Source organism: Actinomyces sp. HMT897 (assembly GCF_016626125.1).
Lineage (GTDB): Bacteria > Actinomycetota > Actinomycetes > Actinomycetales > Actinomycetaceae > Actinomyces.
Genome location: NZ_CP067336.1, coordinates 1,779,056 through 1,805,325 on the forward strand (window position 1 = coordinate 1,779,056; position 26,270 = coordinate 1,805,325).

The 26,270-nt window shown below is 70.2% G+C and carries 20 protein-coding genes and 1 tRNA gene; 12 read left to right on the forward strand and 9 right to left on the reverse strand.

Going from position 1 to position 26,270, the window contains the following annotated elements:
- The first annotated feature begins 26 nt into the window (after nt 1–26).
- Together JJJ15_RS07055 and JJJ15_RS07060 are read left to right on the forward strand one after the other, a co-directional pair.
- Nucleotides 27–1,871 (forward strand): carbohydrate-binding domain-containing protein, encoded by a 1,845-nt coding sequence (locus JJJ15_RS07055; protein WP_200510276.1) that lies wholly within the window; start codon nt 27–29, stop codon nt 1,869–1,871.
- A gap of 268 nt (nt 1,872–2,139) precedes the next feature.
- Nucleotides 2,140–2,601, forward strand: coding sequence for a hypothetical protein (locus tag JJJ15_RS07060; protein ID WP_129591549.1), 462 nt, complete (start codon nt 2,140–2,142; stop codon nt 2,599–2,601).
- Here JJJ15_RS07060 and JJJ15_RS07065 read toward each other — a convergent pair.
- The 3 genes from JJJ15_RS07065 to JJJ15_RS07075 all read right to left on the reverse strand — a co-directional run bounded on the left by JJJ15_RS07065 (nt 2,598) and on the right by JJJ15_RS07075 (nt 7,125).
- The gene (locus tag JJJ15_RS07065; protein ID WP_200510277.1) at nt 2,598–3,833 is read right to left on the reverse strand and encodes a HipA domain-containing protein; all 1,236 of its coding nucleotides are present in this window, start codon (nt 3,831–3,833) and stop codon (nt 2,598–2,600) included. The two genes, JJJ15_RS07060 and JJJ15_RS07065, sit on opposite strands and share 4 nt — an antisense overlap.
- Nucleotides 3,830–5,479 carry a DUF262 domain-containing protein gene (locus tag JJJ15_RS07070; protein ID WP_200510278.1) on the reverse strand — a complete coding sequence of 550 codons (1,650 nt, stop codon included), beginning with the start codon at nt 5,477–5,479 and terminating at the stop codon, nt 3,830–3,832. The genes JJJ15_RS07065 and JJJ15_RS07070 overlap by 4 nt, the downstream gene beginning before the upstream one ends.
- A 107-nt stretch (nt 5,480–5,586) precedes the next feature.
- Entirely contained in the window at nt 5,587–7,125 is a 1,539-nt protein-coding gene (locus tag JJJ15_RS07075) for an L-serine ammonia-lyase (protein ID WP_200510279.1), read from the reverse strand.
- 401 nt (nt 7,126–7,526) lie between these two features.
- On the opposite strand from JJJ15_RS07075, the gene JJJ15_RS07080 reads away from it, so the two are divergent.
- Nucleotides 7,527–8,348: a PfkB family carbohydrate kinase gene (locus tag JJJ15_RS07080; RefSeq protein ID WP_200510280.1), complete on the forward strand. Its 822-nt coding sequence runs from the start codon at nt 7,527–7,529 to the stop codon at nt 8,346–8,348.
- Between the two features lie 153 nt (nt 8,349–8,501).
- Here JJJ15_RS07080 and JJJ15_RS07085 read toward each other — a convergent pair.
- Nucleotides 8,502–8,585: transfer RNA gene (locus JJJ15_RS07085), tRNA-Leu, on the reverse strand.
- Between the two features lie 214 nt (nt 8,586–8,799).
- On the opposite strand from JJJ15_RS07085, the gene JJJ15_RS07090 reads away from it, so the two are divergent.
- Genes JJJ15_RS07090 through pknB form a run of 7 tightly spaced genes read left to right on the forward strand, consistent with a single transcriptional unit; the run spans nt 8,800 to nt 17,454 of the window.
- Nucleotides 8,800–9,510 (forward strand): DUF3662 and FHA domain-containing protein, encoded by a 711-nt coding sequence (locus tag JJJ15_RS07090; protein WP_106110063.1) that lies wholly within the window; start codon nt 8,800–8,802, stop codon nt 9,508–9,510.
- Nucleotides 9,507–9,983, forward strand: a complete 477-nt coding sequence (locus tag JJJ15_RS07095; protein ID WP_200510281.1) for an FHA domain-containing protein — start codon at nt 9,507–9,509, stop codon at nt 9,981–9,983. Before JJJ15_RS07090 ends, JJJ15_RS07095 begins: the two co-directional genes overlap by 4 nt.
- Nucleotides 9,980–11,413, forward strand: coding sequence for a PP2C family serine/threonine-protein phosphatase (locus tag JJJ15_RS07100; RefSeq protein ID WP_200510282.1), 1,434 nt, complete (start codon nt 9,980–9,982; stop codon nt 11,411–11,413). Before JJJ15_RS07095 ends, JJJ15_RS07100 begins: the two co-directional genes overlap by 4 nt.
- Nucleotides 11,414–11,415: 2 nt before the next feature.
- Nucleotides 11,416–12,897 carry an FtsW/RodA/SpoVE family cell cycle protein gene (locus JJJ15_RS07105; protein ID WP_106110066.1) on the forward strand — a complete coding sequence of 494 codons (1,482 nt, stop codon included), beginning with the start codon at nt 11,416–11,418 and terminating at the stop codon, nt 12,895–12,897.
- Nucleotides 12,894–14,384 carry a penicillin-binding protein 2 gene (locus JJJ15_RS07110; protein WP_200510283.1) on the forward strand — a complete coding sequence of 497 codons (1,491 nt, stop codon included), beginning with the start codon at nt 12,894–12,896 and terminating at the stop codon, nt 14,382–14,384. Before JJJ15_RS07105 ends, JJJ15_RS07110 begins: the two co-directional genes overlap by 4 nt.
- Nucleotides 14,381–15,598 carry a serine/threonine-protein kinase gene (locus tag JJJ15_RS07115; protein ID WP_246741953.1) on the forward strand — a complete coding sequence of 406 codons (1,218 nt, stop codon included), beginning with the start codon at nt 14,381–14,383 and terminating at the stop codon, nt 15,596–15,598. Before JJJ15_RS07110 ends, JJJ15_RS07115 begins: the two co-directional genes overlap by 4 nt.
- Complete coding sequence (pknB, locus tag JJJ15_RS07120; protein ID WP_200510284.1) at nt 15,595–17,454, forward strand: Stk1 family PASTA domain-containing Ser/Thr kinase; 1,860 nt, start codon at nt 15,595–15,597, stop codon at nt 17,452–17,454. Before JJJ15_RS07115 ends, pknB begins: the two co-directional genes overlap by 4 nt.
- A gap of 247 nt (nt 17,455–17,701) precedes the next feature.
- Here the strand turns inward: pknB and JJJ15_RS07125 are convergent, their stop codons facing one another.
- The 3 genes from JJJ15_RS07125 to JJJ15_RS07135 form a co-directional block, all read right to left on the reverse strand.
- Entirely contained in the window at nt 17,702–18,091 is a 390-nt protein-coding gene (locus JJJ15_RS07125) for a CrcB family protein (RefSeq protein WP_200510285.1), read from the reverse strand.
- Nucleotides 18,088–18,420, reverse strand: coding sequence for a CrcB family protein (locus JJJ15_RS13065; RefSeq protein WP_281433041.1), 333 nt, complete (start codon nt 18,418–18,420; stop codon nt 18,088–18,090). Before JJJ15_RS13065 ends, JJJ15_RS07125 begins: the two co-directional genes overlap by 4 nt.
- A gap of 100 nt (nt 18,421–18,520) precedes the next feature.
- Nucleotides 18,521–20,092, reverse strand: a complete 1,572-nt coding sequence (locus tag JJJ15_RS07135; protein ID WP_200510287.1) for a DUF2079 domain-containing protein — start codon at nt 20,090–20,092, stop codon at nt 18,521–18,523.
- A gap of 1,158 nt (nt 20,093–21,250) precedes the next feature.
- On the opposite strand from JJJ15_RS07135, the gene JJJ15_RS07140 reads away from it, so the two are divergent.
- Together JJJ15_RS07140 and JJJ15_RS07145 are read left to right on the forward strand one after the other, a co-directional pair.
- Nucleotides 21,251–21,829, forward strand: coding sequence for a thioredoxin domain-containing protein (locus tag JJJ15_RS07140; protein WP_348641469.1), 579 nt, complete (start codon nt 21,251–21,253; stop codon nt 21,827–21,829).
- 437 nt (nt 21,830–22,266) lie between these two features.
- The gene (locus JJJ15_RS07145) at nt 22,267–23,211 is read left to right on the forward strand and encodes an ROK family protein (protein ID WP_106110073.1); all 945 of its coding nucleotides are present in this window, start codon (nt 22,267–22,269) and stop codon (nt 23,209–23,211) included.
- A 1,369-nt stretch (nt 23,212–24,580) separates the two neighbouring features.
- On the opposite strand, the gene JJJ15_RS07150 is transcribed toward JJJ15_RS07145, so the two are convergent.
- Both JJJ15_RS07150 and JJJ15_RS07155 read right to left on the reverse strand, forming a co-directional pair.
- Nucleotides 24,581–25,300, reverse strand: coding sequence for a hypothetical protein (locus tag JJJ15_RS07150; protein ID WP_200510288.1), 720 nt, complete (start codon nt 25,298–25,300; stop codon nt 24,581–24,583).
- Between the two features lie 333 nt (nt 25,301–25,633).
- Entirely contained in the window at nt 25,634–25,978 is a 345-nt protein-coding gene (locus JJJ15_RS07155) for a hypothetical protein (RefSeq protein ID WP_106110075.1), read from the reverse strand.
- Nucleotides 25,979–26,270 lie beyond the last annotated feature (292 nt).

Below are 26,270 nucleotides of genomic sequence, written 5' to 3' on the forward strand. Positions count from 1 at the left end.
CGCACGCAACAGATACCACACAGCCCATGAAGGGACCAGTCATGATCTCACCCACCCCCACGCGCCGCCTGATCAGGGCCGTGACCGTGAGCCTGGCGGCCGCCGCCCTCCTGGCAGGCTGCTCCGCGACAGCCAGCAGCACCTCTACCGGCTCCGGCGCGGGCGCTGCGTCCAAGGACGCCTGGACCACTATCTCGACCTCGGTGCGCACGGCCTCCACCGGGGCCAGCGTGACTGACGTCCTGGCCGCCAACGACGCCGTCGCCGCCGTCACCACACCGGCTGACGAGGCCGGCACCTACGACTCGGGGGCCACGACCATTGCGCTCTCGGGGGACTCCGCCACGGTCTCCGGCTCCGGCGCCACCGTGGACGGCAGTACCGTCACCATTACCTCCTCGGGCACCTACGTGGTCTCCGGCAGCCTGTCCGACGGCCAGATCGTGGTCAACGCGGACGACGCCGACGTCCGCCTCGTCCTGGACGGGGCCACCATTACCAACGCCGACGGCCCCGCCGTCAACGTGGTGGACGCCGGATCCGTGGTCGTGGTCCTGGCCGCGGGGTCAGCCAACTCCCTGTCCGACGGTGCCAGCTACGCCGACACCTCCGATAACGCCCCTACCGCCACCCTGTACTCCAGTGACGACCTCACCATTACCGGTACCGGCTCCCTGAGCGTGACCGGCCTGGCCAGGGACGGCATCTCCTCCAAGAACGGCGTGGTCATCTCCGGCAGCCCCACCGTCACCGTCAACGCCTTTGACGACGGCATCCGCGGCAAGGACTACGTGGCCGTCACCGGCGGCACCCTGAGCGTGACCGCGGGCGGGGACGGTATTAAGTCCTCCGAGGACTCCGACCAGACCCAGGGCTTCGTGGCCCTGGGCGCGGCGGCGGTCACCGTGACCGCGGGCGACGACGGCGTCTCGGCCACCACCGACGTGACCGTCAGCGGCACCACCCTGAGCGTGACCGCGGGCGGCGGTCAGGCCGCCGCGTCCCCCACCTCCGGCGGTCCCGGCCAGGAGGCCCAGCCTCCCTCCGGTGCCCGGGCCCAGCAGTCCGCTGCCGACCAGGGCACCGAGAAGCCCAAGGGGGTGAACGCCGGGGTGAGCTACACCCAGGACTCCGGCACCGTGGTGCTCGACGCCGCTGACGAGGGCCTTCAGTCCGCCTTTATCAATATCAGCGGCGGCGAGCTGACCGTCACCTCGGGTGACGACGGCGTGAACGCCACCAACGGCGACCACGTGATCGAGGGCTACGAGAACGCCGACTCCGAGTCCGACGACGGCGCGGTCCTGACGATCACCGGTGGCACCACCCAGATCTCCTACGCGGGGTCGGACGGGATCGACTCCAACGGCTCGGCCTTTATTACCGGCGGCACTGTCCTCATCTCCGGGACGGCCGGGTCCATGGACGGCTCCGTGGACGTCAACGGCGAGTCCACGACCGTCGGGGTCACCGACGCCCCGGGTGTGGCCGTCGGGGACACCGTCACCGTGACCGGGGGCTCCGGCTCCCAGACGCTGACCAGCACGATCTCCGCCTCCACCACCACCGTCCTGGGACTGGTCGAGGGTGAGAGCTACACCGTGTCCACGAGCTCGGGTGGCTCCCGCACGCTGACCGCCTCGGCGCTGGCTGCCGGTGGCCCTGGTGGGCCCGGTGGTGGCCCTGGTGGGCCCGGTGGATCCGGCGGACCCGGTGGATCCGGTGGATCCGGCGGGCCCGGCCAGGGAGGAGCGGGCCAGGGCGCGCCTGGCGGGTCCGGTCAGGGGCCGGGCCAGCCTCCGGCGCCCGGGCAGAACGGGGCCGGCGGCACCGGCGGCGGTCAGTCCGGCGAGGGGACTCAGACCCGGTAGGAGGCAGTAGCAGACGGTGGGGTACCTCGGTGTGGGGTACCCCACCGTTTCCTGTCGACATCATTCCGTGACTCAGGCACAATCGAGGCCATGGTCACATCTGGAGACGCAGACGACGCGCAGCCTGCTGGTGACGCACAGCCCGCCAGTGGCGTGCAGCCTGCTGGCGGCGCCCGGCCCGGCACCACCTCTGATGGGGGCTATAGCTGACAGTGTCATGATCTCCCCGTACTCGGACACAGATCTTTGCCACAATTATACGACGTGCTTGACGACGACCGTCACCCTCGCTGATCCTGCCAGTGGCGAGACCCGTAGCAGCCTTGACCACGTCTACAGGATCTACCCCAACGGCTGGGTGGAACGGGTCACCGGGGACTGGGCTGCCGACCTGAGACCATACAGCCAGCAGTGGTACGCCTCCTCCCGTGAGCTGGTAGACATGGCCTCAGGGGTGCGTGCTGATATCACGGGTTTCTCGCTCCAGGAGAAGGTAACACCCTCAGGTACTGCCTGGATACTCTGTGACGACACCTGGGTCGAGACCGAGGACCGAGGCGTCAAGAAACTTGACAGAAAACTGACGCGCACGTCCTGGCTGCCCGCATCGTCAGGCTATTTAGCGGGACAGCAGGTCAGCCTCCACAATGAGCCCCTGGATACTCTCTCCGTTGATTTTGACGACTATGTTCTCCGCGAGATCCTGCCGATGGGAGGTACTGCCGATTAGTCCTGCTCCAGTCTTCTCCGGGTGTCGTCCCGGTGACCCCCAACCCATTGCCTCACGTCGGGCGGCACCGGCGCGGTCAGGTCGGTGCCCCATACGTCGTAGAACCGTTCCACGGTCTCGTCAACCACGTGGAGGACGTCCTCGGGATCCACCTGTAGAGCCTGCTGGAGACGGGTAAAGTGACCGCGACCGACCTCGGCCAGAGTCCTGGCCCCGAAGAATGGCAGCCCGAGCTCGGCATGACCCGGGTAGACGGCAGTGCACACGAGGTCGTACGCGGGTGAGAGACGGGCGGTGCGCCGGTCGGGGTAGATGAGGGACCAGTTCTTCAGGTGGGCGTCCCCATTGCCGACCAGGAGGTTGAACACGGTACGCCGCACCATCTCGCGTAGGGAGTCAACGTCTTGCTCACGGTACGCGATGACAGCCACCTCCTCCACGGAGGAGTGGTACTTTCCGTCCCCAGCACCAAAGCGTCCCAGCACCTGGGCAAAGTCCTCACTGTGAATACGTCCCCGGTCAGAGCGGTCAAATCGGCGAACGGCGTAGGCCTGGGTCTCCTCCGAGGGCCAGGCACCGGGGCCGAGATCGTCAATAGAGGCGCGGTCCCACAGAGCCACCTCAGGCACGTCAATGCCGACCTGCCCGGCAAGCCTCATAACAGCGAGCTCATTGACCTGCAGCCCGGGAAAAGCGCGGTCCGGCGTCTTGAGGATCCAGTCACCGTCCTCCCCGTGGGCAGGGACGACGAGCCGGTCTCCGTGACGGCTCATAGAGAACTTCAGCGTCATGCCGGCCAGTGACGCGCGCCGGGGTCCGGTGTCAACAGGACGCGGGTCTCGGGGGCGTGCGCGGGGAGGGGTTCCTGAGGCCGTGTCCCCAAGGCCGTCAGCACCACCCTCCTTCCCTGCCCGGGTCACGGTGACAGCACCGGGCAGGTCGTCACCAATCCGGGCGAGCAGGTCGATCTCAGCAAAGGTGCTCACGCCCTGCTCGCGGGCGATAAGCTCTCTCAGGCGTCCCTCAGGCAGCAGGTTGGAGAACCAGGCGGGAACACGGTTGACGGCATGCGGCCGGTCGCGCCTGTGGTTCTCAAACCACAGGCCGAGGACGCTCCGTCTGGGACGCTGCCAGTAGCCGCGGTCCAGGACGAACTTCGTGAATTCATCCCTTCTCTGTATGGATCCGACGTGCTCCCCGTGAAGGGCGACGTCGTAGGTCTCCTCTCTCACGGTGCGCTCTTCTCTCCGGGGCTGGAGCTAACGGCGCGGAGAAGGTCCTCCAGCGGCGGGCTGTCCTCGAACTGGTAGGCGGTACGCACGGTGACGAAGTCGCGCAGGTAGGCGCCCAGGAGCTGCGCCCGGAGCGCAATGGCCCGTTCGTGCTCATTATTCTGCAGGCAGGCGACAATCTCCTCCGTAAGGAGCAGGGACCCTAGGTCCCTGACGCCGTTTGCCAGGTACTCCGTCACCGTCCTGCGGTCCAGTCCGGAGACTATACGGTTGGCGGCCGCGCGGGCACCCTCACCCAGTGCCGTGACGGGTACGAGATCAGAGAGGGCCGCACTCGGCGTGCTCTCACCTTCAAGAATATCCGCCAGCGCCTCCACGGTCATGGGCTCACCAGTCTGCAGGTCAACAGGCTCTCGGTTCCACATGGCTATGAGCACCACCTTGCCATCCGAGCGGGTCGCCCGGAACGTGCTGAGGTCCGGTGGCGTCGGGTCGCCACTCAGCCTGGCGGAGGCGAGCAGACGCTGCACGGAGGAGGACTCCTCTCCCACGACGACGCACTTGGCCATATCCCGTAGGTCGGTCTGCGAACCGCTGATCCCGAGCTCATCGGCCGCCACGCTCGTCCGCCAGAACCAGCGGGCCAGCAGGTCGAGATTACGGTCGTAAGGACTGGGGAAGAGCGCGAAGAACCGGGTGAGGACAAGGAGCTGAAAACGGAAAGGGAGAAATGTCCAGTGCGGTACGCCGACCTCCTCCTGAAGGAACCGCACCGCCTCCAGGAGCGCACGCTCCGTGGCCAGGTAGGCCTCCTCCCTGCTCTCGGACGGGAAGTCGCTCACCCGGCGTCGAGAATCCGAGAACTCGCCGTGGATATCCCGGGTAATATCCGTGTGCCGACGCACCAGGAGCGCCTGGACGACGACGACGTCGGGCAGCAGGCCGAAGCTCGTCTGAGAGGCGATAGAGGCTCGGATACCCTCGATTGTCAGTCCCTTACCGGGACCACCGTGGAGCGCGTCAAAGACCTCGGCGGCATTGAGTCTCCTGCCGCGGTTGTTAATGCGGTCAAAGATCTCACGCAGCACGGACTCGTCGGCGTCCTCCATGGTGGTGGCGGGGATCTCCGCGTTACTCAGCCGGGCGACGGCCTCCTGAAGTCGTGCCGCCTCCTTTCCCGCCTCCGGGTTCTCGTTCAGCCAGGCGAGTGCCTTCCCGAGGTCGAAGAGGCTCGGCAGCGGGACCACCAGGTCATCTGGGTCCCGCAGCGGGACCACCGTGCCCTCCGTGAGCGAGTACCCCAGCGCAAAACGCCGGTCCTTCACGCCCTTTGGATCCACGGCGTTCACCAGGCTCGTAATACGTTGCTGGCCGTCCACCACCCACAGGGCGTCAGGAACCTCCGGGGCCTCGACGTCGAGCACCCCGATTCGTAGGCGCCCGGCCGGTGCGGGCCGTTTCCACAGCAGGAGGCTGCCCACGGGGAAGCCCCGCAGGAGGGAGTCAAAGAGAGCGCGGACGTCCTTGGCCTCCCAGCGGAAGGAGCGCTGGAACTCCGGTAGTCGGATGCGCCCGGAGACCACCAGGGCGTGCAGCTCACGGATGGTGTAGTGCTCCGCCTTCGAGATCGCCTGCGCCTTGTCCATAGGCCGATTATGCCAGGCAGACTACGTCCTTTCGGGCGCGGGTTGCCCGCTACCCGGTCCTGCCGCCCGGGGCCGTCCGGCGGGGCGGGGTTCCGCCCGGGCCCGTCTCAGCACTCCACCACGTTGACGGCCAGGCCTCCCAGGGAGGTCTCCTTGTACTTGGCGAGCATGTCCTCACCGGTCTGGCGCATGGCCTCAATGACGGTGTCCAGGGACACCGCGTGCCGCCCCTCCCCCCACAGGGCCATGCGCGCCGCGTTAATGGCCTTGACGGCCGCCACCGCATTGCGCTCAATACAGGGGATCTGCACCAGGCCGCCCACTGGGTCGCAGGTCAGCCCCAGGTTGTGCTCCATCGCGATCTCGGCGGCGTTCTCCACCTGGGCAGGAGTTCCTCCCAGCGCCTCAGCCAGTCCGGCCGCCGCCATGGACGACGCCGACCCCACCTCCCCCTGGCAGCCCACCTCCGCCCCGGCAATCGAGGCATTGGTCTTGATGAGGCTGCCCACGGCGGTGGCGGCGAGCAGGAAGCGGCGCACGCCGTCGTCGTCGGCCCCGGGGATAAAACGCTGGTAGTAGGCCAGCACCGCGGGCACGATCCCGGCGGCCCCGTTGGTGGGGGCCGTGACCACCCGGCGCCCGGCGGCGTTCTCCTCGTTGACGGCCAGGGCGAACAGGTCAACCCAGTCCATGCCGCGCAGGGGGTCGGCCATGGTGAAGGCGGCGCCCGGCCCGGTGGACTGCGCCACCAGCCGCTCGTGGAGCGCCTTGGCCCGGCGTCGCACCCCCAGGCCCCCGGGCAGGGTGCCCTCAGCCTCCATGCCCGCGCGGATGCAGGCGGCCATGGTGTCGCGCAGGAGGTCCAGGTAGGCCTCTACCTCGGCGCGGGGGCGGGCGGAGACCTCGTTGGCCATGACCACGTCCGAGACCCGCAGCCCCTGGCGGGCGCAGATCTCCAGCATGGCGGCGGAGGTGGAGAAGGGGTAGGGGGCGGGCGTGGCGTGGGCCTGGGCGCTGGAGGCGGTGGCCAGGGCGCGGATCGACGGCGCCCCGGGCCTGCCGGTGTCCTCCATGACAAAGCCTCCACCCACCGAGTAGTAGGTGCGGCGCAGGATCTCGTTCCCGGCCGGGCAGTAGGCGGTCAGGGTCATGCCGTTGACGTGGTAGGGCAGGACCCGGCCGGGCAGGAAGTGGATGTCGGTGGCCGGGGCGAAGGGGACGGGGCCGACGCCGTCGACCGTGAGGCTCCCGGCGGCCTCGACCTCGTTCATGAGCCCCTCGCACACGGAGGACGGGACGGTCTCGGGGACGTAGCCGGCCAGGCCCATGACGGTGGCGCGGTCGGTGGCGTGGCCGCGGCCGGTGGCGCCGAGCGACCCGTAGAGCTCAATAGTGACGCGGGTTACGGGGGTGTCGTCGCCCTCGTCACGGCGGCGTGCGACCCGGGCTGACAGGGTGCGGGCGAAGGCCCGGCCAGCGCGCATGGGGCCTACGGTGTGGGAGGAGGAGGGGCCGACTCCAATGCGCATGAGGTCGAACACGCTCAGTGGGCGCGGGGCGGCCTCGACGGCGATCTCCCCGGCGAGGAGGGCCGCGGGGCTCGCGGTGTCCAGGGTCGTGGGGCGCAGGGTGGTGTCGGCGGACATGTCTTCAATTATGAGGATCCGCGCTCTTATAGCCCGCCTCTGTGCCTTGCAGGCCGGGACTCCCAGGGGCAGGCCGGGCCACCCGGTGGGGGAGACGTCCCCGAGGCGGCTCGGCCAGCTACCCCGCAATCACGGGCTGCCGCCCGGCGGGGGAGGCGTCCCCTGGCCTGCCTGGGCGCCGTGTCCGCGACTGCCCGTTCTCACGAGCAATAAGTACCGTTCTCACGAGCAATAAGTACCGTTCTCGCGAGGAATAAGTACCGTTCTCACGACGAACAAGTACCGTTCTCGCGGATCTGGGAGCCGGGGCCGGAGCTGGGGCTGGGGCCGGATGGCGGGATCAGGAGCCCCTGCTCCGCTCTCCGCTACCCCTGGGGCCGCCGGTGAGGCAGTCTTGTGCCATGACAGTCTCACCTCCACCTATCGCCCTGGCCATTGCCGGCTCGGAGGCCTCCGGCGGTGCCGGCGCCCAGACCGACCTCAAGACCTTCCACACCCTGGGCGTCTTCGGCGCCACGGCCCTGACCTGCATCGTCAGCTTTGACCCTCATCACTCCTGGGCCCACCGCTTCACCCCCGTCGCCCCCGTCGTCATCCACGACCAGATCGAGGCCGCCGTCGCCGTCCACGGCCGCATTGACGCCGTCAAGGTGGGCATGCTCGGCACCCCCGACACCATTGCCACCGTGGCCCAGGCCCTGCGTACCTACCGCTTCCCCCACGTCGTGGTGGACCCGGTCCTCATCTGCAAGGGCCAGGAGCCCGGGGCGGCCCTGGAGGTGGACAACGCCCTGCGCGAGAAGATCCTCCCCCTGGCGACCGTGACCACCCCCAACCTCTTTGAGACCCAGGTCCTGGCCGGTGTGGAGGAGATCCGCGACGTCGCCGCCCTCAAGGACGCCGCCAGGCGCATCCACGACGCCGGGGTGCCGGTGGTCCTGGCCAAGGCCGGCACCCTGCTGGGCACCGGCACCGCCCTGGACGTCTTCTACGACGGGCAGACCCTGGAGGTCCTGGAGGTCCCGGCCGTCGGGCGCGAGCGGGTCTCCGGCGCTGGGTGCACCCTGGCCGCCGCCCTCACGGCCGAGTTGGCCAAGGGCGCCACGCCCCTGGAGGCGGCCCGCACCGCCAAGCAGGTGGTGGTCTCCTCCATTGAGAACCGCATGCACGGCAACGCCCCCTTTGACTGCGTCTACCAGGGCCGGTACGTGCCCACTGCCTGAGCGGGCGCCGCGGCCGGGCCCGGGCGGGGTAGCTGGGCAGGCGGGGTGCGTACCCCGGGGGCAGGCGGGGCGCGCACCCCGGCACCTGGACCGCGGCGCCGCGGCCCGGGCCACGCCAAAAGGCCCGGAGGCTGAGAGCCTCCGGGCCTGCCGTGCGCGAGGGGGGACTCGAACCCCCATGATCGTTAGATCACACGGACCTGAACCGTGCGCGTCTACCAATTCCGCCACTCGCGCAGCGGGGTAGACAGTAGCGGGACCGGCTGCCCGCCGTCTAGCCGCGAGGCAGTGATACCTCTCACGGTCTCCCCCGCCGGGCAGGATCGCCGGACATGTGGGGCGCCTCTCTGGCCGTACCCGTTACGATGGGTCTGGCTGGTCTGTACGTGCGCGCGACGCAGTCCACCGCCAGGTGGTCGCCACGCGCACACTTTTTACGGGAGGTACGTCCATGGGGTTCCTGGACAAGTTCGAGAAGGGCGTCGAGAACGTCGCCCACCGTGCCATGTCCCTAGGCGGCTCCGGCACCGTCGAGCCGATCGAGATCGCCTCCAAGCTGCGTGAGACCATGGACAAGCGAGCAGCGTCCTTCGCCCGGGACCGCTCCGTGGTGCCCAACGTGTTCCATATCCGCCTGGCCCCGCCGGACATCGCCCAGATCAACACCTGGGGCGTGGACGAGATGGCCATGGAGCTGCAGAACATCGCCACCACGCACGCCGCCGAGCAGGGCTACTCCTTCGTGGGGCCGGTGGAGATCACCTTCGATGCCGACCACAGCCTGCCTCCCACCGCCATCGAGATCGACTCCGCCACCCGCCGCGGCCCGGCGGCCCCGGCCGCCGCCGCCCAGGCCACACCCAGCCACCCGATCCTGGACATAGACGGGCAGCGCTACCTGCTCACCGGCCCGGTCACCATTATCGGGCGCGGCAGTGAGGCAGACATCATTGTGGACGACTCCGGGGTCTCCCGACGCCACCTTGAGATTCGTCTCACCCAGGGGCACGCCATTGCCACGGACCTGGGCTCCACCAACGGGACCTTCGTCGAGGGCCACCGGATCGACGCCGCCACCCTGGTGGACGGCAACACCCTCACCATCGGCCGCACCCGGATCCTGTTCTGGGACGGCACTCCCACGGATGAGGCCGCCGCGTGAGCCAGTTCGCCTTCACCTCCCTGCGTCTGGGGTTCCTGGTCCTCCTGTGGATATTCGTGGCCCTGGTGGTACGGGCCCTGCGTCGGGACATGAACTCCACCATGACCCCCTCCAGCCCACCCCTGCTGCGCGGGCGCGGCAAGAAGACTCACGCGGGTCCGCCGCCCGCCCCCCGGAGGCGGGGCGCCACCCGCCTCGTCATCACCGAGGGCCCCCTGGCCGGATCCACTGTGCCACTGAGCCCCACCTCGATTATTATCGGCCGGTCCCCGGCATCCACCCTGGTCCTGGATGACACCTACGCCTCCTCCCGTCACGCCCGCGTCTTCCCCAAGGACGGGTCGTGGTGGCTGGAGGACCTGGGCTCTACCAACGGCACCCTGCTGGACGGTCGTCCCGTCCACGGCGCCGTCGAGCTGCCCACCGGTGTCCCCGTCAGGATCGGTCAGACCACCCTGGAGCTGCGTCCATGACAGTTACCCTGCGGTACTCCGCCCGCAGTGATATCGGACTCGTCCGCCAGACCAATCAGGACTCCGGCTACGCTGGCCCGCACCTGTGCGCCATGTGCGACGGTATGGGAGGCCCTGCCGGGGGTGACATCGCCTCGGCGATCGCCATCGAGCACCTGGCGCCCCTGGACGCGGACTCCCACCAGGCCAGCGAGATGCTGGGGCTGCTGCGGGAGGCCATCCAGTCCACCCACACCGACCTGGTGACCCTGTCCAACCAGGACCCCGACCTGGCCGGGCTGGGCACCACCTGCGTGGCCGTCATGCGCAGCGGCAACAAGCTCGCCATGGTCCACGTCGGGGACTCGCGCGCCTACCTCCTACGTGACGGCGGGCTCACCCAGGTCACCACGGACCACACCTTCGTGGAGTACCTGGTGGAGTCCGGCCGCCTCACCCGTGAGCAGGCCCGCCGCCACCCCCAGCGCTCGGTGCTCCTGCGGGTCCTGGGCGACGCCGAGGGCGAGGTCCAGCTCGACGAGTCCATCCGTGAGGCGGTCCCCGGGGACCGGTGGCTGCTGTGCTCCGACGGCCTGAGCGGCCCGGTGACGGCGGAGACCATTGCCGAGGTCCTGTCCACCGTCCCCGACCCGGGGCAGGCCGGCGACCAGCTCATTGACCTGGCCCTGCGCGCCGGGGGGCCGGACAATGTCACGGCCGTCATCTTCGACGTCGTGGAGGAGGCGGAGGCCGACACCACCCCCCAGCTCGTGGGCGCGGTGGCCAACCGGCGGGCCCGCCTGGCCGCCGCCGCGGGGGACTCCCCCGAGTCCCGGCCCAACCCCGAGGCCCCGACCGAGATCCTCCCTACCTCCCCGGGCCCTACCGCCGCCACCCCGGCAGCCAAGGCCGCTGCCCTGGTGGCGGGTCTGGAGGAGACCTCCGGCCCCCCTCGCACCGGCGAGGAGGAGGCGGTGGCCGCTGAGGCCGTGGCCCAGGGCAACTCCCGGCGACGCCGTCGCCGCCGCTCGATCCTGGCCACCCTCGTCCTCGTCCTTGCCCTGGTCGTGGCCGGGTTCCTGGGCTACCAGTGGACCCAGAGCCAGTACTACGTGACCATCGCCGACGGGAAGGTCGCCATCTTTCAGGGCATCCCCCAGGCTCTCGGGCCCCTTGAGCTCAGCCACCTGGTGGAGAGCTACTCCGAGCCGGACACCACCACCCTGGACGACCAGATGATCCGCCGCCTGAACGAGACCGTCTCCCAGCCCTCCCTGGAAGCCGCCCGGGAGTACATAAACGTCACCGTCATGCAGCACCGCACCGTCGTCGTCCTGCCCCAGGCCACCACCCCCGCCCCGTCCGCGACGCCGGCCCCCGCGCAGCCGGCGCCGACGGCGCCGTCGGCACAGCCTGAGCCGGGTGCGCAGACCACAGCGGAGGCGGCCTGAGCATGGCGTCGATCTTCAACTCGGCGACCAGCGGGACCCCACGCGGCTCCGGGCGCTGGATCGAGGCCCTCCTGCTCGTCTTCGCCATCGTGCTGGGCCTGGGAGGCTTTGTCCTGACGGCCGTCAACCGCACCGGGGACTCCCCGGGGCAGATCCTCCAGCTCGGTGGGGCGCTCGTCATTATCAGCCTCATTGTGCACATGTGGGTGCGCTGGACCGCCCCCTGGGCGGACCCGGTCCTCCTTCCCGCCGCGGTGGCCCTCAACGGGATCGGCCTGGCCATGATCCAGCGCCTGGACCTGGCCTACGCGCGCAGCGAGAGGACCGTCCAGTACGTCGTGGGCTTTAAGCAGGCCATGTGGACCGGGATCGGGGTCATCCTCTTCTGTGGCGTCCTCATGCTGCGCGACTACCGCCTGCTGCGCCGCTGGGACTGGGGGGCCATGGTCGCGGGCCTGGTCTTCCTCGTCCTGCCCTTCGTGCCGGGCCTGGGCACCGATATCAACGGCGCCCAGATCTGGATCCGCCTGGGCCCCATGTCCTTCCAGCCCGCCGAGCTGAGCAAGGTGTTCCTGGCGGTGTTCTTCGCCTCCTTCCTGGTGGCCAACCGGGACAACCTGGCCCTGGCGGGGCGGCGCGTGCTGCACATGAACCTGCCGCGCGCCCGCCACCTGCTGCCCCTGCTGGTGGTGTGGGGGGTGAGCCTGTGCGTGCTCGTCCTCCAGCGCGACCTGGGCACCTCGGTGCTCCTGTTCGGCCTGTTCGTGGTGACCCTGTACGTGGCCACGGACCGGCCCTCCTGGCTCCTCATCGGCGCCGGGCTGTTCCTGCCGGCGGCCTGGTTCGCGGCCACCCACCTCAACCACGTGGCCAACCGCATTAACGGCTGGCTCCACGCCATGGACACCGAGGTCTACAACGCCATCGGCGGCTCCTGGCAGCTGGTCACCGGGCTGTTCGGCATGGCCTCGGGCGGGATCCTGGGCTCGGGCTGGGGCAAGGGCGACCCCGATCAGGTGACCTTCGCCAACTCCGACTTCATTGTCGCCTCCCTGGGCGAGGAGCTGGGGCTGACCGGCCTGCTGGCCATCCTCATGCTCTACCTGGTCATTGTCGAGCGCGGCCTGCGCACCGCGGTGGCCCTCAAGGACGGGTTCGGCAAGCTCCTGGCCACCAGCCTGTCCTTCACCCTGGCCCTCCAGGTCTTCGTGGTGGTCGGCGGCGTCACCCGGCTCATCCCCCTGACGGGCCTGACCGCACCGTTCCTTGCTTACGGCGGCTCCTCGCTCGTGGCAAACTGGATCATCCTGGCCCTTCTCATACGCCTGTCCGACGCCGCCCGGCGTCCCGCCCCTGCCGCCCCCCGCATTATCGACACCGCTGAGCTGCCCAGCCGCCTGCGTGAGCAGGTCCTGACAGATGACACCCCCGCGTCGGCACCGCCCGTACGGCCGACCCAGGATCCCCGTGAGGAACACCCGTGAACCGTCAGATCCACCAGGTCACCGTCCTGGTCGTTGTCCTCTTCCTCGTCCTGGGCGTCTCTGTCACGAGCGTCCAGGGCTTTGCCCACCCGGCCCTGTGGGAGTTCTCCTCACCCCAAGGCAACCTCGTGACCGACGTCCGCAACTCCCGTACCGTCTACTCCGAGTTCGGCCGGGACCGCGGTGACATCACGGTGGCCAACGGCACCATCGCCACCTCCGAGGAGTCCGACGACGCCTACGGCTACCAGCGCGTGTACTCCGACGGCCCGCTCTACGCGCCCGTGACCGGCTACTTCTCCACGACCTTCGCCTCCATCACGGGTCTGGAGCGGGCGGAGAACTCGGTCCTCAACGGGGACGACCCCGCCCTGTTCTCCTCCCGTGTCCGTTCCCTGATCACCGGCGGCAGCCAGCAGGGAGGCAATGTGGAGCTGACCATTAACCCCGTGGTCCAGAAGGCCGCCTGGGACGCCCTGGGCGGTCGGCGCGGCTCGGTGGTCGCCCTGGATCCCAGTACCGGCCGCATCCTGGCCCTGGTCTCCTCCCCCTCCTACGACCCCAACCTCCTGGCCTCCCACGACTCCGGCACGGCCCAGGGCACCTGGGACTCCCTGACCGCCGACCCGGCCCGCCCGCTCATGAACCGGGCCATTGCCGGGGACCTGTACGCCCCCGGCTCGACCTTCAAGATCCTCACGGTCGCGGCCGCACTGCGCGCCGGCAAGACCACCCCCACCACCGAGGTGGCCGCCCCGGACCGCATCACCCTGCCGGGCACCAACCACACCCTGACCAACTACGAGGGGGAGTCCTGCGGCAACGGGAAGGTCACCCTGACCTACGCCTTCGCCGAGTCCTGCAACACGCCCTTCGCCAAGATGGCCATGGACCTGGGGGACACCGCCCTGGCCAACGAGGCCACCGCCTGGGGCTTCGGGGCGGACCTGTCCATCCCCCTGACGGTCACCCCCTCGACCTACCCCGCCAACGACTCGGCGGCCATGACCGCCATGGCCGGGATCGGCCAGGCCTCGGTCAAGGCCACCCCCCTCCAGATGGCCATGGTGGCGGCCACGGTCGCCAACAAGGGCAAGCAGATGCGCCCCTACCTGGTGGCCTCCACCATGGACGCCGACCTCAACACCATCTCCTCCACCACGCCCTCCGTGCTGCGCGAGCCCATTGACGAGGCCACCGCCGCCAGCCTGTCCACCATGATGCAGCAGGTCGTCTCCTCGGGGACGGCCACCTCCGCGCAGGTGGCCGGGGTGCAGGTGGCCGGCAAGACGGGCACCGCCGAGACCGGCTCGGACGAGGGCGGCCCCACCTCCTGGTTCATTGGCTTCGCGGGCACCGACCTGTCCAGGCCCACCATCGCCCTGGCCGTGGTCCTCGACGGCGGCCAGCAGACCACCGGCGGTACCGGCGGCTCCCTGGCCGGCCCGGTGGCGGCCTCCGTCATTGACGCGGCGGTGGACCAGTGACACCTGAGCCGGGGCTGGAGCTCCAGGGGCGCTACCAGCTCGTCGAGCGTATAGCGATCGGCGGCATGGGGGAGGTCTGGAAGGCCCGTGACCTGCGCAGCGGCCGTATGGTCGCGGCCAAGATCCTGCGCCCCGAGCTCACGGGCGACGAGATCTTCCTGTCGCGCCTGCGTGCCGAGGCCGCCAACTCCCGCGGCCTGCGCCACCCCAACCTCGCCGTCGTGCTCGACGCCGGGGAGCGTGACGGCTCAGGGTGGCTCATTATGGAGCTGGTCCAGGGCCGTCCCCTCTCCGACGTCCTGGCGGAGAAGGGCACCATGGCGCCCTCCGAGATCCTGCCGATCCTGGCCCAGGTGGCCCGTGCCCTCCAGGTGGTCCACGACGCCAACGTCGTGCACCGCGACGTCAAGCCCTCCAATATCCTCATTAACCAGGAGGGCCTGGCCAAGCTCACCGACTTCGGGATATCCACGGGTCGCAACCAACGTCCTATGACGGCCACCGGCATGGTCATGGGCACCGCCCAGTACCTGGCCCCCGAGCAGGCCATGGGGAACATGGCCACGCCCGCCGGGGACATCTACGCCCTGGGGATCATCGCCTACGAGGCCCTGATGGGGCAGCGTCCCTTCACCGGCTCCACCCAGGTGGACATCGCCTTCGCCCACGTCAACGAGCCGGTGCCGGAGCTACCGGAGTCGGTGCCTGCCGAGGTCAGGCAGATCATTATGGAGCTCCTGGCCAAGCGGCCTGGTGACCGGCCGGCCACGGCCCGGGAGCTGGCCCGGCGCCTGGACCGGATCGTGGTCAACCTGCCTCCGGACTCCTGGGACCCGCGTCGCAATGTCACCTGGCACACGACCGGGCGCCCGGTACAGCCTCTGTCCGCCCAGGAGGACGCGGTGGTAAAGGTCACCTCCCGACGGGATCTGCGTGCTCCACGCCGTCCCCGGCTGGGGGCCACGTTCTCGCGGCCCGTGACGCAGGCCATCCCGAGGGCGTCGGACGCGGGGGGCGGATCCCGTGGGCCGGGGCACCGTGACGACGACCGCTCCCCCCGGAGCGGTCCCGGCGGGCTGAGCCCGCGGACCTGGTACGCCATTGTGGTGGCCCTGGTGGTTATTGTTATCCTACTCACTCTTGCGAATGCTCTCGCCTCAGCGCAGGACACTGCCTCAGCCTCGTCCACCCTCTCGTCCAAGGAGGCACTGTGACCGTCCACCACCAGGTTCTCGCTGGCCGTTACGAGGTCCGCGAACTCATCGGCCGCGGCGGCATGGCCGAGGTCCACCTCGGGTACGACACCCGCCTCAACCGCGTCGTGGCCATCAAGCTGCTACGCAGCGACATCGCGGGGGACGCCACCTTCCAGGAGAGGTTCCGTCGGGAGGCGCAGAGCGCGGCCGCCCTCAACCACCCCTCCATCGTGGCGGTCTACGACTCCGGCGAGGAGGTCTTCACCCAGGCTGACGGCTCCATTAAACAGGTGCCCTACATTGTCATGGAGTACGTGGAGGGGCACACCGTGCGTGAGCTCCTGGGCGACGGCGAGGCCGTCCCCATCTCCGAGGCGGTGGAGATCGTCACCGGCGTCCTGGACGCGCTGGAGTACTCCCACCGGGCCGGGATCGTCCACCGTGACATTAAGCCCGGGAACATTATGCTCACCTCCACCGGCATGGTGAAGGTCATGGACTTCGGTATTGCGCGGGCCATGGAGGACTCCGCCGCCACCGTCACCCAGCAGCACGCCGTGGTGGGCACCGCCCAGTACCTCTCCCCCGAGCAGGCCCGCGGGGAGATCGTGGACACCCGTAGCGACCTGTACTCCACCGGCTGCCTCCTCTACGAGCTCCTCACCGGGCGCCCGCCCTTCACCGGCGACTCGGCGGTGGCTATCGCCTACCAGCACGTACGCGAGATCCCCAAGCCGCCGTCGGCGATAGCGGCCGACATCCCCGAGTCCCTGGACAGGGTGGTGCTCAAGGCCCTGGCCAAGAGCCGTGACGACCGCTACCAGGACGCCGCCCACATGCGCACCGAGCTGGCGGCGGCGGCCCGCGGCATGTCCGTGGCCGCCCCGGCGGTGGACAGCTGGCAGGAGGCCGACCCGACCACGGTCGTCCAGGACCGCAAGACCACCGCGACCCCGCCGACCCCCGGCCCTCCGGCGCCTCCGGTAGCCGCCCCGCACACACCCTCGCCCCAGGCACCCGACGAGCCGGAGCCCCGCCGCTACACCTGGGTGTGGGCGCTCCTCATTGTCCTGGCCGCCTCCACCGTGGTCGTGGGCGTGCTCATGGCTAACGGGGTGATCGGCGGTCCCGGCAAGCCCACCGTGGCCCCCTCCACCGGGCCGACGGCGGCCGCGGTGCCCGACGTCTCCGGCAAGAGCGAGGACGACGCCAGGAAGGCTATCGAGGCCCTGGGCCTGGCCTATGCCAAGGGCTCGGACGTGGCCAGCGACACCATTGACCCCGGTCTGGCCGTCTCCAGCGAGCCGGGTGCCGGCACGAGCCTGGTGGTGGGCAAGACCGTCACCGTCCACTTCTCCTCCGGCTCGGCCATGGTGGACGTCCCGGACGTGTCCGGCAAGTCCCAGGCCGACGCGCGTTCCATCCTGACCAAGGCCGGGCTGGTTGTGGGAGACGTCACCTCGGAGGACTCCCCGGGGGTCAAGAACGGTGACGTCATCCGCACCGACCCGGTCTCGGGGACCTCGGTCCAGCGCGGCTCCAGCGTCTCCCTGGTGGTGGCCTCCGGCCGGGTCACGGTCCCGGGGGTCAAGGGCATGAAGGAGGACGAGGCCAGCGACGCCCTCCGGCAGGCGGGCCTGACCGTCAAGATCGTCACCAAGGCCACCACCAACCAGGACGAGGACGGCAAGGTCATTGAGGTCTCGCCCGAGGACAAGACGGTGGACAGCGGCACCACGGTGACCATTACCATTGGGGCCTACCAGGCGCCTCCGTCGCCGTCGGCGCAGCCAGGGCCGTCGGGAGGACCATCGGGAGGGGCCCAGTCTCCCAAGCCGGGCGGGCAGCAGCAGACTCCTAAGCCCAATAACTAGCAGCAGGGTTGGGGCGGGTGCTGCCAAGGCGCCCGCCCCAACCTTTCCGCACCGGCGGTCCTCGACGTCCGGAAGGCCTCCCAGGCCGAGCCCGCCCGCGCAGGCGGCGCCCCGTACCTGCCCTGACGGTTGATGTACCGGTTCTCGTCCGGTGCGGATATGCTCTCGCACACCGCTCGGCGGGCATCACCGATGAGCCTCTGAAGCCTTGTCGTTCATGACCGAATCGGTGCCAGGTGGCCGAGAATCAGGCCGCCAGGGCGCCTAGGGCCAGGCCTGCGCAGGCCGCCAGCCAGCTGACCCCCACCATGAGCAGGGTGTGGGCGCACCCGGCCCGTGCCCGACCCGCCATGAACAGCCGGGCCCCCTCCACGCAGGCGGTGGAGAAGGTCGAGTAGCCGCCCAGGAAGCCGGTGGCCAGCACCCGGTAGGTCTCACCGGCCGTCAGTGCGGCCACCAGCCCAATGAGGAGGCAGGCACTCACATTGACCACCATGGTCCCCCAGGGGATCTCCAGGTGGGTGCGCCGGATGCGCCGGGCCCGTCGCGCCCCGGTCCACGCCCCCACGCGCTGGTCCACCAGGTAGCGGCTCACCGCGCCCGCCCCACCGGCCAGGGCTACCAGCACCCAGGTCATGCGGTCCTCCTGGCCACTGCGAGCCCGACCCCGGCCGCCACCAGCCCGGCCCCCAGGGACAGGGCCGCGTAGCCGACTCCGGCCCAGCCCATGCGGTCGACCTGGAGGACAAAGGTGGAGTAGGTGGTCAGGCCCCCCGTAAAGCCGGTCCCTGCCAACAGCCGGAGACGGCGTCGTCCAGGGGTCTGCTCCACCTGGGCCAGGTGCCCCAGCAGCAGGCCCAGCAGGAAGGCCCCCACCACGTTGACCAGCAGCGTGCGCGGCACGTCAACGGCGACCACCGCGCGCACCAGTGTCCCGGCGGCCCCGCCTAGGGCGACCCACCCCAGGGCACCGCACGCCCGTAAGCCCTGACCACGTGTCTCCGGTCTGCTCTGCCGGGCCCTGCCGGCGTCAGTCTGTCCGCTACCGCGGGTGCCTGCGGTCTCCTCAGCCATTGCGTCGCGCCACCTGGTAGCCGCCCTCGTTGAGGACCAGGGTGTAGCCCACCTTGGTCCGCTCACTGGCCCAGACCGCCGCGTCCGCAGGCGGCCGACCGCCCCAGGCCGGGGAGTAGCGGTCCACCACCACGTAGTCGGGAGCGCCCTGGCTCGTCCCTACCCAGGAGACTGTGGCGCGGGGCACAAGGTAGGCCAGTAGTCCCAGGTCGGTTTCTACCGTGGCGTCCTGGGGCACGGTGTCGAGCACCTTGTGGGCCGCCTGCGCGCGCAGGGGCTCCCGGCCGTAGTAGTCGCTGGTCAGGTCCCACAGGGGGAGCCTGGGCGCTATGACGAGCATGAGCACCACCGGCACCGCCGCGACCGCCCGCGCCGTCCAGCGTCGCCAGGCCGGCTGGACCCCCCACCGCGCCGCCACGTCCAGCAGGGCGGTCAGGGCAATGGGCATGAGCACCAGGTTGTAGTGCCAGAAGCGCCAGTCCCAGTAGAAGGCGATGCTCCCCAGGAAGCGCCAGGCCAGGGTCGGCAGGACCAGCGCCATCCACGGGGAGCCGAGCCCGGCCACGCCCGCGGTCAGGACGAGTATGAGGGTGGTCTGCGCCTTCACGAGGGTGCCGTCCGCCCCGCCCTGCGACGCCCCGCCCGACAGCGAGTAGGCCCAGGTGCCGTCAGGGTTGAGCGCGGGCAGGATGACCAGGGTGGTCAGGAGAAAGCCGGTCACCCCCGCCAGGGCCAGGCCCAGACCCAGGTTCAGCGGGTCGGAGTCGGCCTGCTCGTGCCAGGTGCGCGCCCTGGCCAGGCACCTGCCCAGGATCCGGGGCCTCGGGGTCGGGGTCGTCGGCGCCCCGGCCTGTGCGGCACCGTCGGCCGACGACCCGCCAGCCGGCTCCGGCAGGACGGGTTCCCGGGGGCTGCCAAGCTGGCGGCTGGCTCGACGTCGCTCACGCCAGCCACGCCAGGCCAGGGCCAGACCCGCCATAAAGACAGTGAGTCCTAGGTCCTCCTTGACAAGCATAAGTGGCATACACCACATAGCACAGGTCCACCAGCGCCGCTCCACAAAGGCCACACCCGCCCAGGCCAGCAGAGGCACGGCAAAGGCCACCTCGTGGAACTGCGACTGCACGCCCCCCTGTATCCCCCAGGACAGGACGTAGGCCAGGCCCAGCGCACCACCTACCCAGCGTCCCAGCAGCCGGGTGGCCAGGCGGGTCAGTGGCCAGGCGGACAGGGCCAGGAGCAGGTCCTGGACCACCAGGAGGCTGAGCGGGGAGGGGAAAAGACGCCATACCGGGCCCAGGAGCACGAGGATCGGGTGGAAGTGGTCGCCCAGGAGGTTGTAGCCGGGGCCCTTGATCTCCACGATCGGAGCCTGCAGGTGGGCGTAGGCCTTGGCCGCCTCGGAGAAGATCGCCAGGTCCCAGCTGGGCACCACCATGGCCCTCCACTGACCTACCGAGTAGGTAATGAGGACCACTGCCCCGGTCACCACGGCGACGACGGCGGGAAGGCGGTCAAGGAGCCAGGAGAGACGGGAGCGGACGGGTGCTGCGCAGGAAGACATCACTGTGAGCCTATCGGCTGACCGACTCCTCCGGTGGGGAGCATTGTGAGGACGTTTGCGTTACCCGCGCCCTCCCAGGCCCGGGAGCCTGGCGGCAGGGCGGGCCGCAAGGTGCCGGTCCCCTGGTGGATCCGGGGCCGGTGGTCATTGGTGGCGTGTCCCGCTTTGCCCGCGACCGGGCCCTGAGCTGGCCTCAGACCCGCACCTGGTCGCAGTGCGTGGATAGGAGCGGCGCGTGTCTGACAGACTGCGCCCATGACCACCACCCCAGACTCCCCGTCAGCCGAACCCGCAGTGCCCGCTGGGACGACCCCGGCAGGCAAACCGGCTGGTAAGACCCGTGAGACCAGGCAGGTCGCTGGACCAGCCGCCACGGATGCTGGGTCGGGTGCCGCGTCGGACGCTACGGATGCCGTGCTGACTACCGCGGATACTGCGGACTCCCAGGCTGCTCCGGCTGGGTCAGGTGCCGCGGACTCCCAGGGTGCCCCGGACGGCGCACCGGCTGTGCCGGGAGCCGGGTCGGCCGCGGGTGTCCCGGAGGCTCCGGCTGGTGTGGACGCGAGTACAGGTCCTGAGGCGCCAGATGCTGTGCCAGCTGCCGCGGACGCCGCGTCGGGCGCTGGGGATGCGGAGGGTGCTCCGTCTGCCGCAGACGCCCAGGGTGCTCCGGACGGCGCCCCGGCTGCCGCGTCGGACGCCTCGGGTACTCAGGGTGCCGCGCCCGGGCCCGCCGTCGCGACCGGGCCTGGGGCCGCTGGTCCGGCTGAGCCCGCTACCGGCCCCGTAGGGCCCACCGGGGCCGCCGCTGTGCCAGCCGGGACCGGGGCAGCCAGCTCTACCGGCAGCCCCACCGGGCCGGTCCAGTCCGCCGCCGGGCCCGCTGGTGCCTCAGCTGGTGCGGCCGTTATGCCCGGTTCCCAGCGCTCACCTCAGTCCAACGCAATTATTATTGCCCTTCTGGTTGTCATTGCAGTGCTCCTGACCATAGCGATCGCTGCGTTCCTGACTCGCCCCGCGGCAGCACCCGGCGCTGGCCCGACGGTGTCGGACCCCGTTCCCGCGAGCCCACCGGCCTCGACGGGCCAGGACACCTCACCGGCCCCGGCCACTCAGCAGACTCCGACTCCGAGCTCCCCGGAGACCGCGGCTCCCAGCGTGACCGACTCCCGGCTCCTGACGTTCATGCACCAGGAGGTGCACCGCGACGCCAATGACGGCCAGGCCCGCGGCGCCCAGAACGCCCCTGTGGTCATGGTCCTCTACTCGGACTTCGCCTGCCCCTTCTGCACCCTGCTGGCCCGGAGCGTCGAGCCGCAGCTGGCGGACCTGGTCAGCAACGGGACCCTGCGCATTGAGTGGCGTGACCTGGCCCAGATCACCCCGACCTCGCCCCTGGCCGCCCAGGCGGGCGTCGCCGCTGCCAAGCAGGGCCGCTTCTGGGAGTTCCACGACGCCGTCTACGCCGCCGCGGACCCCGCTGGCCACCCGACGTACACCGAGGACTCCCTGGTGGAGTTCGCCCGGACTGCGGGCGTGCCGGATCTGGACCGCTTCCGTACCGACATGACCAGCCAGGAGACCGTCACGGCGGTGACGCAGGCCAAGCAGCACGCCCACCAGGCGGGCATCCAGGGAACGCCGTTCATGATTATTAACGACACCTACATTAGCGGTTACCGGGACGCGGACTTTGTGCGGGCCACGGTGCTCGACCAGGCGGCCAAGGTCGGCTAGCGCCCACCCAGATCCCGCCCAGGACCCTGCTGGCCTGCCAGCTGAGCTGGCCGCACCCGAGACGCTGGAGCCCGGCCGCCGGGAGCCCCGGAGACCGCCCGGGAGTCCTCGTGCTCCGACGCAACCGCTGTATTGCCGCCCGGGGACCTCGGAGGCCACTGAGAGCCCTGGAGGCCACCTCTGCTGTCCCCGCCCTCGCCAGCCCGGGTCGTCTGGCCGCGCGGGAGCCCCGGAGCAGAGGCTGTCGGCGCCCACCGTCCGGGCCGCTGGAGCCCGGGCCCCCAGCCTTGACAGTGAGATAAATCATATCGCACGAGGCGGCCTGTCCCGGCCCGGCTCCGCACTGGTCTGCCCAAGTCTAGGAAATGGGTCACATTTCCTGCGAGAATGCTGTCACCCTACTTCCTGGGCCTGGACCCGTCTCAAAGGAGAAGAACATGTCACTGTCGATCGGCGTGGACGTTGGCGGCACCAAGATCGCTGCCGGCGTGGTTGACGAGGAGGGCAACGTCCTGGAGGCCCTCCGCCGCAGCTCGCCAGCCAAGGAGCGTGCGGCCATTATCGACACGATCGTGGCGGTGACCGCTGAGCTGGCGGCCCGTCACAAGACCGCCAGCGTCGGCATTGGCGCGGCCGGCTTCGTGTCCTCGGACCGCTCGACGATCGCCCACGGTACGAACCTGGACTGGACAGGCCTCAACCTGGGCCAGGCCGTCTCCGGCCGCGTCGATCTCCCGGTGGTGGTGGAGAACGACGCCAACGCCTTCGGCTGGGCCGAGGCCCGCTTCGGCGCGGCCCGCGGCAAGAAGAACGCCCTCATTGTGGCCATTGGCACCGGCGTGGGCGGGGCGCTCGTGGTGGACGGGCGCCTGGTGCGCGGGGCCGCGGGCTTCGCCGCCGAGGTCGGGCACATCACCTCGGTGCCGGGCGGTCGGCCCTGCGGCTGCGGGCGTCGCGGCTGCCTGGAGCGGTACGCCTCGGGCACGGCCCTGGGGGTCAACGGCTGGGAGCTGGCGCAGTTCCGACCCGCTTACGCCGCCCGCATCATTGAACTCTCAGGTGGTGATTCTTCACACATTAAGGGCGAGGCCATTACCGCCGCCGCCCGCGAGGGGGACCCGGCCGCCCTGCAGTGCTACGACGACCTCGCCGGGCACCTGGGGCGCGGTCTGGCGGATCTCTGCGCAGTTCTGGACCCCGAGGTCATTGTCATCGCCGGTGGCCTGGCGGAGGCGGGGGACATTCTCCTGGCGCCAACACGTGAGGTCTTCCACACTGAGATCACCGCCCGACGTGCTCGTCCGGAGATTCCTGTCGTCTTGGCCGAGGGGGGACAGTATGCTGGCCTCGTGGGGGCCGCTGACCTGGCTCGGCAGGTTTAGAGGCGCGGCCCCCACGCCTACCCCTGGGGCCCGACGGCGTGCTGGCACGTCCCTCCACGCGAGCAGGTAGTGAACCAGGGAGGGCCGGGGGAGCCGGTCCGCGCGGGTACGCCCTTATAGAGCAGGTGCGTCCCGGTCCGTAGAGAGTCCTGACTCCCAGGCCCTGGCGGGCTTGCGGGTGATGAGGTGCCACCGGCCGGGGGGCGCGCACCTTGCTCCCAGGCCCTGGCGGGTCTGCACGACGCCGCCGGGTGCGTCCCCGGTCCGTAGGGTCTTGCTGGCCTCGCCCTGTGCGGTATCGCCGTACCGCCCCTGGATTAAGCGCGTCCCGGCCCCTGCGCGCAGGGACGGGCTGGGCCTGGTCGGGCCTGTGGCCTCATTCCAACGACCGGCCCCTGCGTGAGTGGGAACAGCGGGTATACGCGGCCTCGGTAGTGGCGGGCGGACGACCGGCCCTCTCGCGTGCGGGGGCGGCGGAATACCGGGGTCCCGTACGGGCGCGGACGGCCCGGAGCCTTCGCGTGTGGGAACGGCGAGGAGGCGGGGCTGGCCGGTTCACGGGGTGGCGGCCCGGTTGCCGCCGGACTAGCCGATTGGACCATCCGCTGATCGACCCAGTCGTGTGGCTGAGCCGTCTGTCGGTCCGGGGCCGGGAGGTATCGGCCAGACGGGTGACGTCGGCCGTGGCAGCCTCGGCCCGGGACCGCTGGCGACGTCGTCCCAGCTGGCTGGTCGCGCGTCCTGAGCTAGCCCAGGAACCTCGAAGCCAATTTTTGGTGTGAGATTAATCACTAATAGGGTGTGCGGGAGGGGCGCGCCACCTGGGGTGAAGAGAGTGATATTCCTCATATTCGGGTCGGTTCCGCTGGCCCCAGGGCACTGGCGCGCCTGCACGGGTTTTCCGCCTGCCGGGGTGGGCCCAGGGCAGCGCCTCGGCCCGCCCCAGCGTGACGGGTGGTTTCCCGCCTGCCGGGGTGGGTCGGCAGGGCTGTGCTTGCAGCCAGAGCGTATGGGTTCCATGGCGGCGCCGCTCTGGTTCTTACTGTCCGGCCCGGTGCCGACTGCTCCTGCCCCACCTGCCGGGTGCGGTGCCAGCCCGGGTCGGGCGCCACCCCGGCGGGTCGCCGACCAGCACGTGCCGCACCGTCGGGCCGCAGACCCAGGAGAGCCCGACGGCACGGCACCTGCTGGTCGACGCCACCCGGCCCGCCCTGTCAGGGTGCCGCCCGGACCGCCCGGTTATGGCGCCGTCAAGTCTGCAAGACCGCCACGACAGCGCCTGCGGTAATGGCGGGAACCGCGCTGGCTGCCCGCCAGCGAACCGTCGCAGGAGCAGCGGAGCTCAGCCACCTGCCAGGCAGGGCTCCGCCTACCGCACGTAGGTATAGCTGTCGCTGGTCAGGCCGACGCGGTAGCCCGAGCCGTAGTACCCCGAGCCGGGGTGGCCCAGGCCGTAGAACCCCGGGGTGTAGGCGTAGCGCGGGGCCATGTCGGCCGCGCTCGGCCGCCCCCGGCCGATCTCGTAGTCGACGTGGGGCGTGGGCGACCCGGATCGGAGGTCGGAGAGCAGCTGGAGCTCCAGCTCCGTCAGGTACTGCTGCGGGTCCCGGTCCGGGACCGCGTTCTGGTCGGCACCCCGGCCGATCGGTTCCTGACCGGTCGACTCCTGGCCCTTGGCGCCGCGGGTGCCCCCAGCGCCTCCGACGTCCTGGCTGCCACGCGCTCCCGGGCCTCGGCCGCCAGCGTCCTGACCCCGGGAGCCCTGGCCTGCCCGACCTTGGCCTGCCCGGTCCCGGGGGGCCTGACCTGCCTGGTCCCGGCTAGTCAGGCCAAGTAGGCCCTTGGCACCCAGACCGGGCAGATCCAGGCCGGGCAGGCCCTTGGGGCCCTGACCTGCTCGGACCTGGCCGTCAGCGTCGTGGATCGCCGGAGCTCGGCCACCCTCCTGGCCGTCCCGGCCCTGGTCGGCCCCGGCGTCCCTGGTGCCCTCGAGGCACGGCCCGGGGGACAGCAGGAGCATCGCGGCCAGCTGTGCCAGGCCGCGCCCCCGGTGGCGGCAATAGAGGTGTTCTGTGCTGGGTGAACCCATGAGACCACACGGATGGTACATAGGAGACTCCATTCGCGGTGATTAAAAAAGGATATGAATGGTGACAGGTCCGTGAGGTCGCCGGGGCGGCTGCTGGCCAGCTCGGCCGCTGGCTGGCTGTCGGCCCAGCTGCGGCCGCCAGCTGGCATCCAGGCCTGGCTGGCATCCCGGTCTGGCTGGGGACGCCCCGGTGGGGTGCGGTGAGCCTGCCAAGACGCCTGCGAGCTACGCCCCTGGTCAGCCGGGTTCCCGAGCGTGCCCAGCATCCCGGGTCTGGCTGGCGGCCAGCATCTGGGCCACCCCAGCGTCTGGCAGGCCCGGGCTGCCAGGTTCTCAGGCCTGGCTGGGCTGCAGGTCGGGGCGCTCGGCGAGAACAAGGTCGGGGCCTTCCTGGTGGGCTGCGTCGAGGTGCCTGGCGTGGGCTCCCAGCAGCACCAGGAGCAGCCAGCCCAGACTCCCCAGGGCGGTGGCCGTCACAATGAACATGGACCCGGTACCCTCCCGGGCGATCTGAAGCAGGCTGAGCGTCAGCACGCCCACGGCCAGCCCGAGCGAGGCGCTGTAGTACCTCACCGCGCGCTCGCGGCCCCATGCCGTGAACACGACGAGCAGGCAGATCGAGACCAGGAACTCAATCAGGAGCAGGGACACAGGGCCCCAGGTGATCCACGGGTTCATTAGCACCTCCAGGGTCCCGCCCTGGGAAGCAGGCGGGTGCGCGAGTGACGAGGCGAGCCCTCGTCGTTCCGTCAGAAAGCGTCTCAGAGGGAGGCGGGTGTGAACATCGGCTGGTTAGGGCATACAGTTGGCTGCCGGAACCAGCCGATCAGCCTATACAGTTGGCCCGTCCGATCGGATGATCTCCCCCCAACCGCTCCCCCAGGACTGTCATCCACTCGGATGTTCTTGGTAAAGTAGCCAGCACGTGTGTGGCAAAAAGGGGATCCAATGCGAAACACATCATCCACCC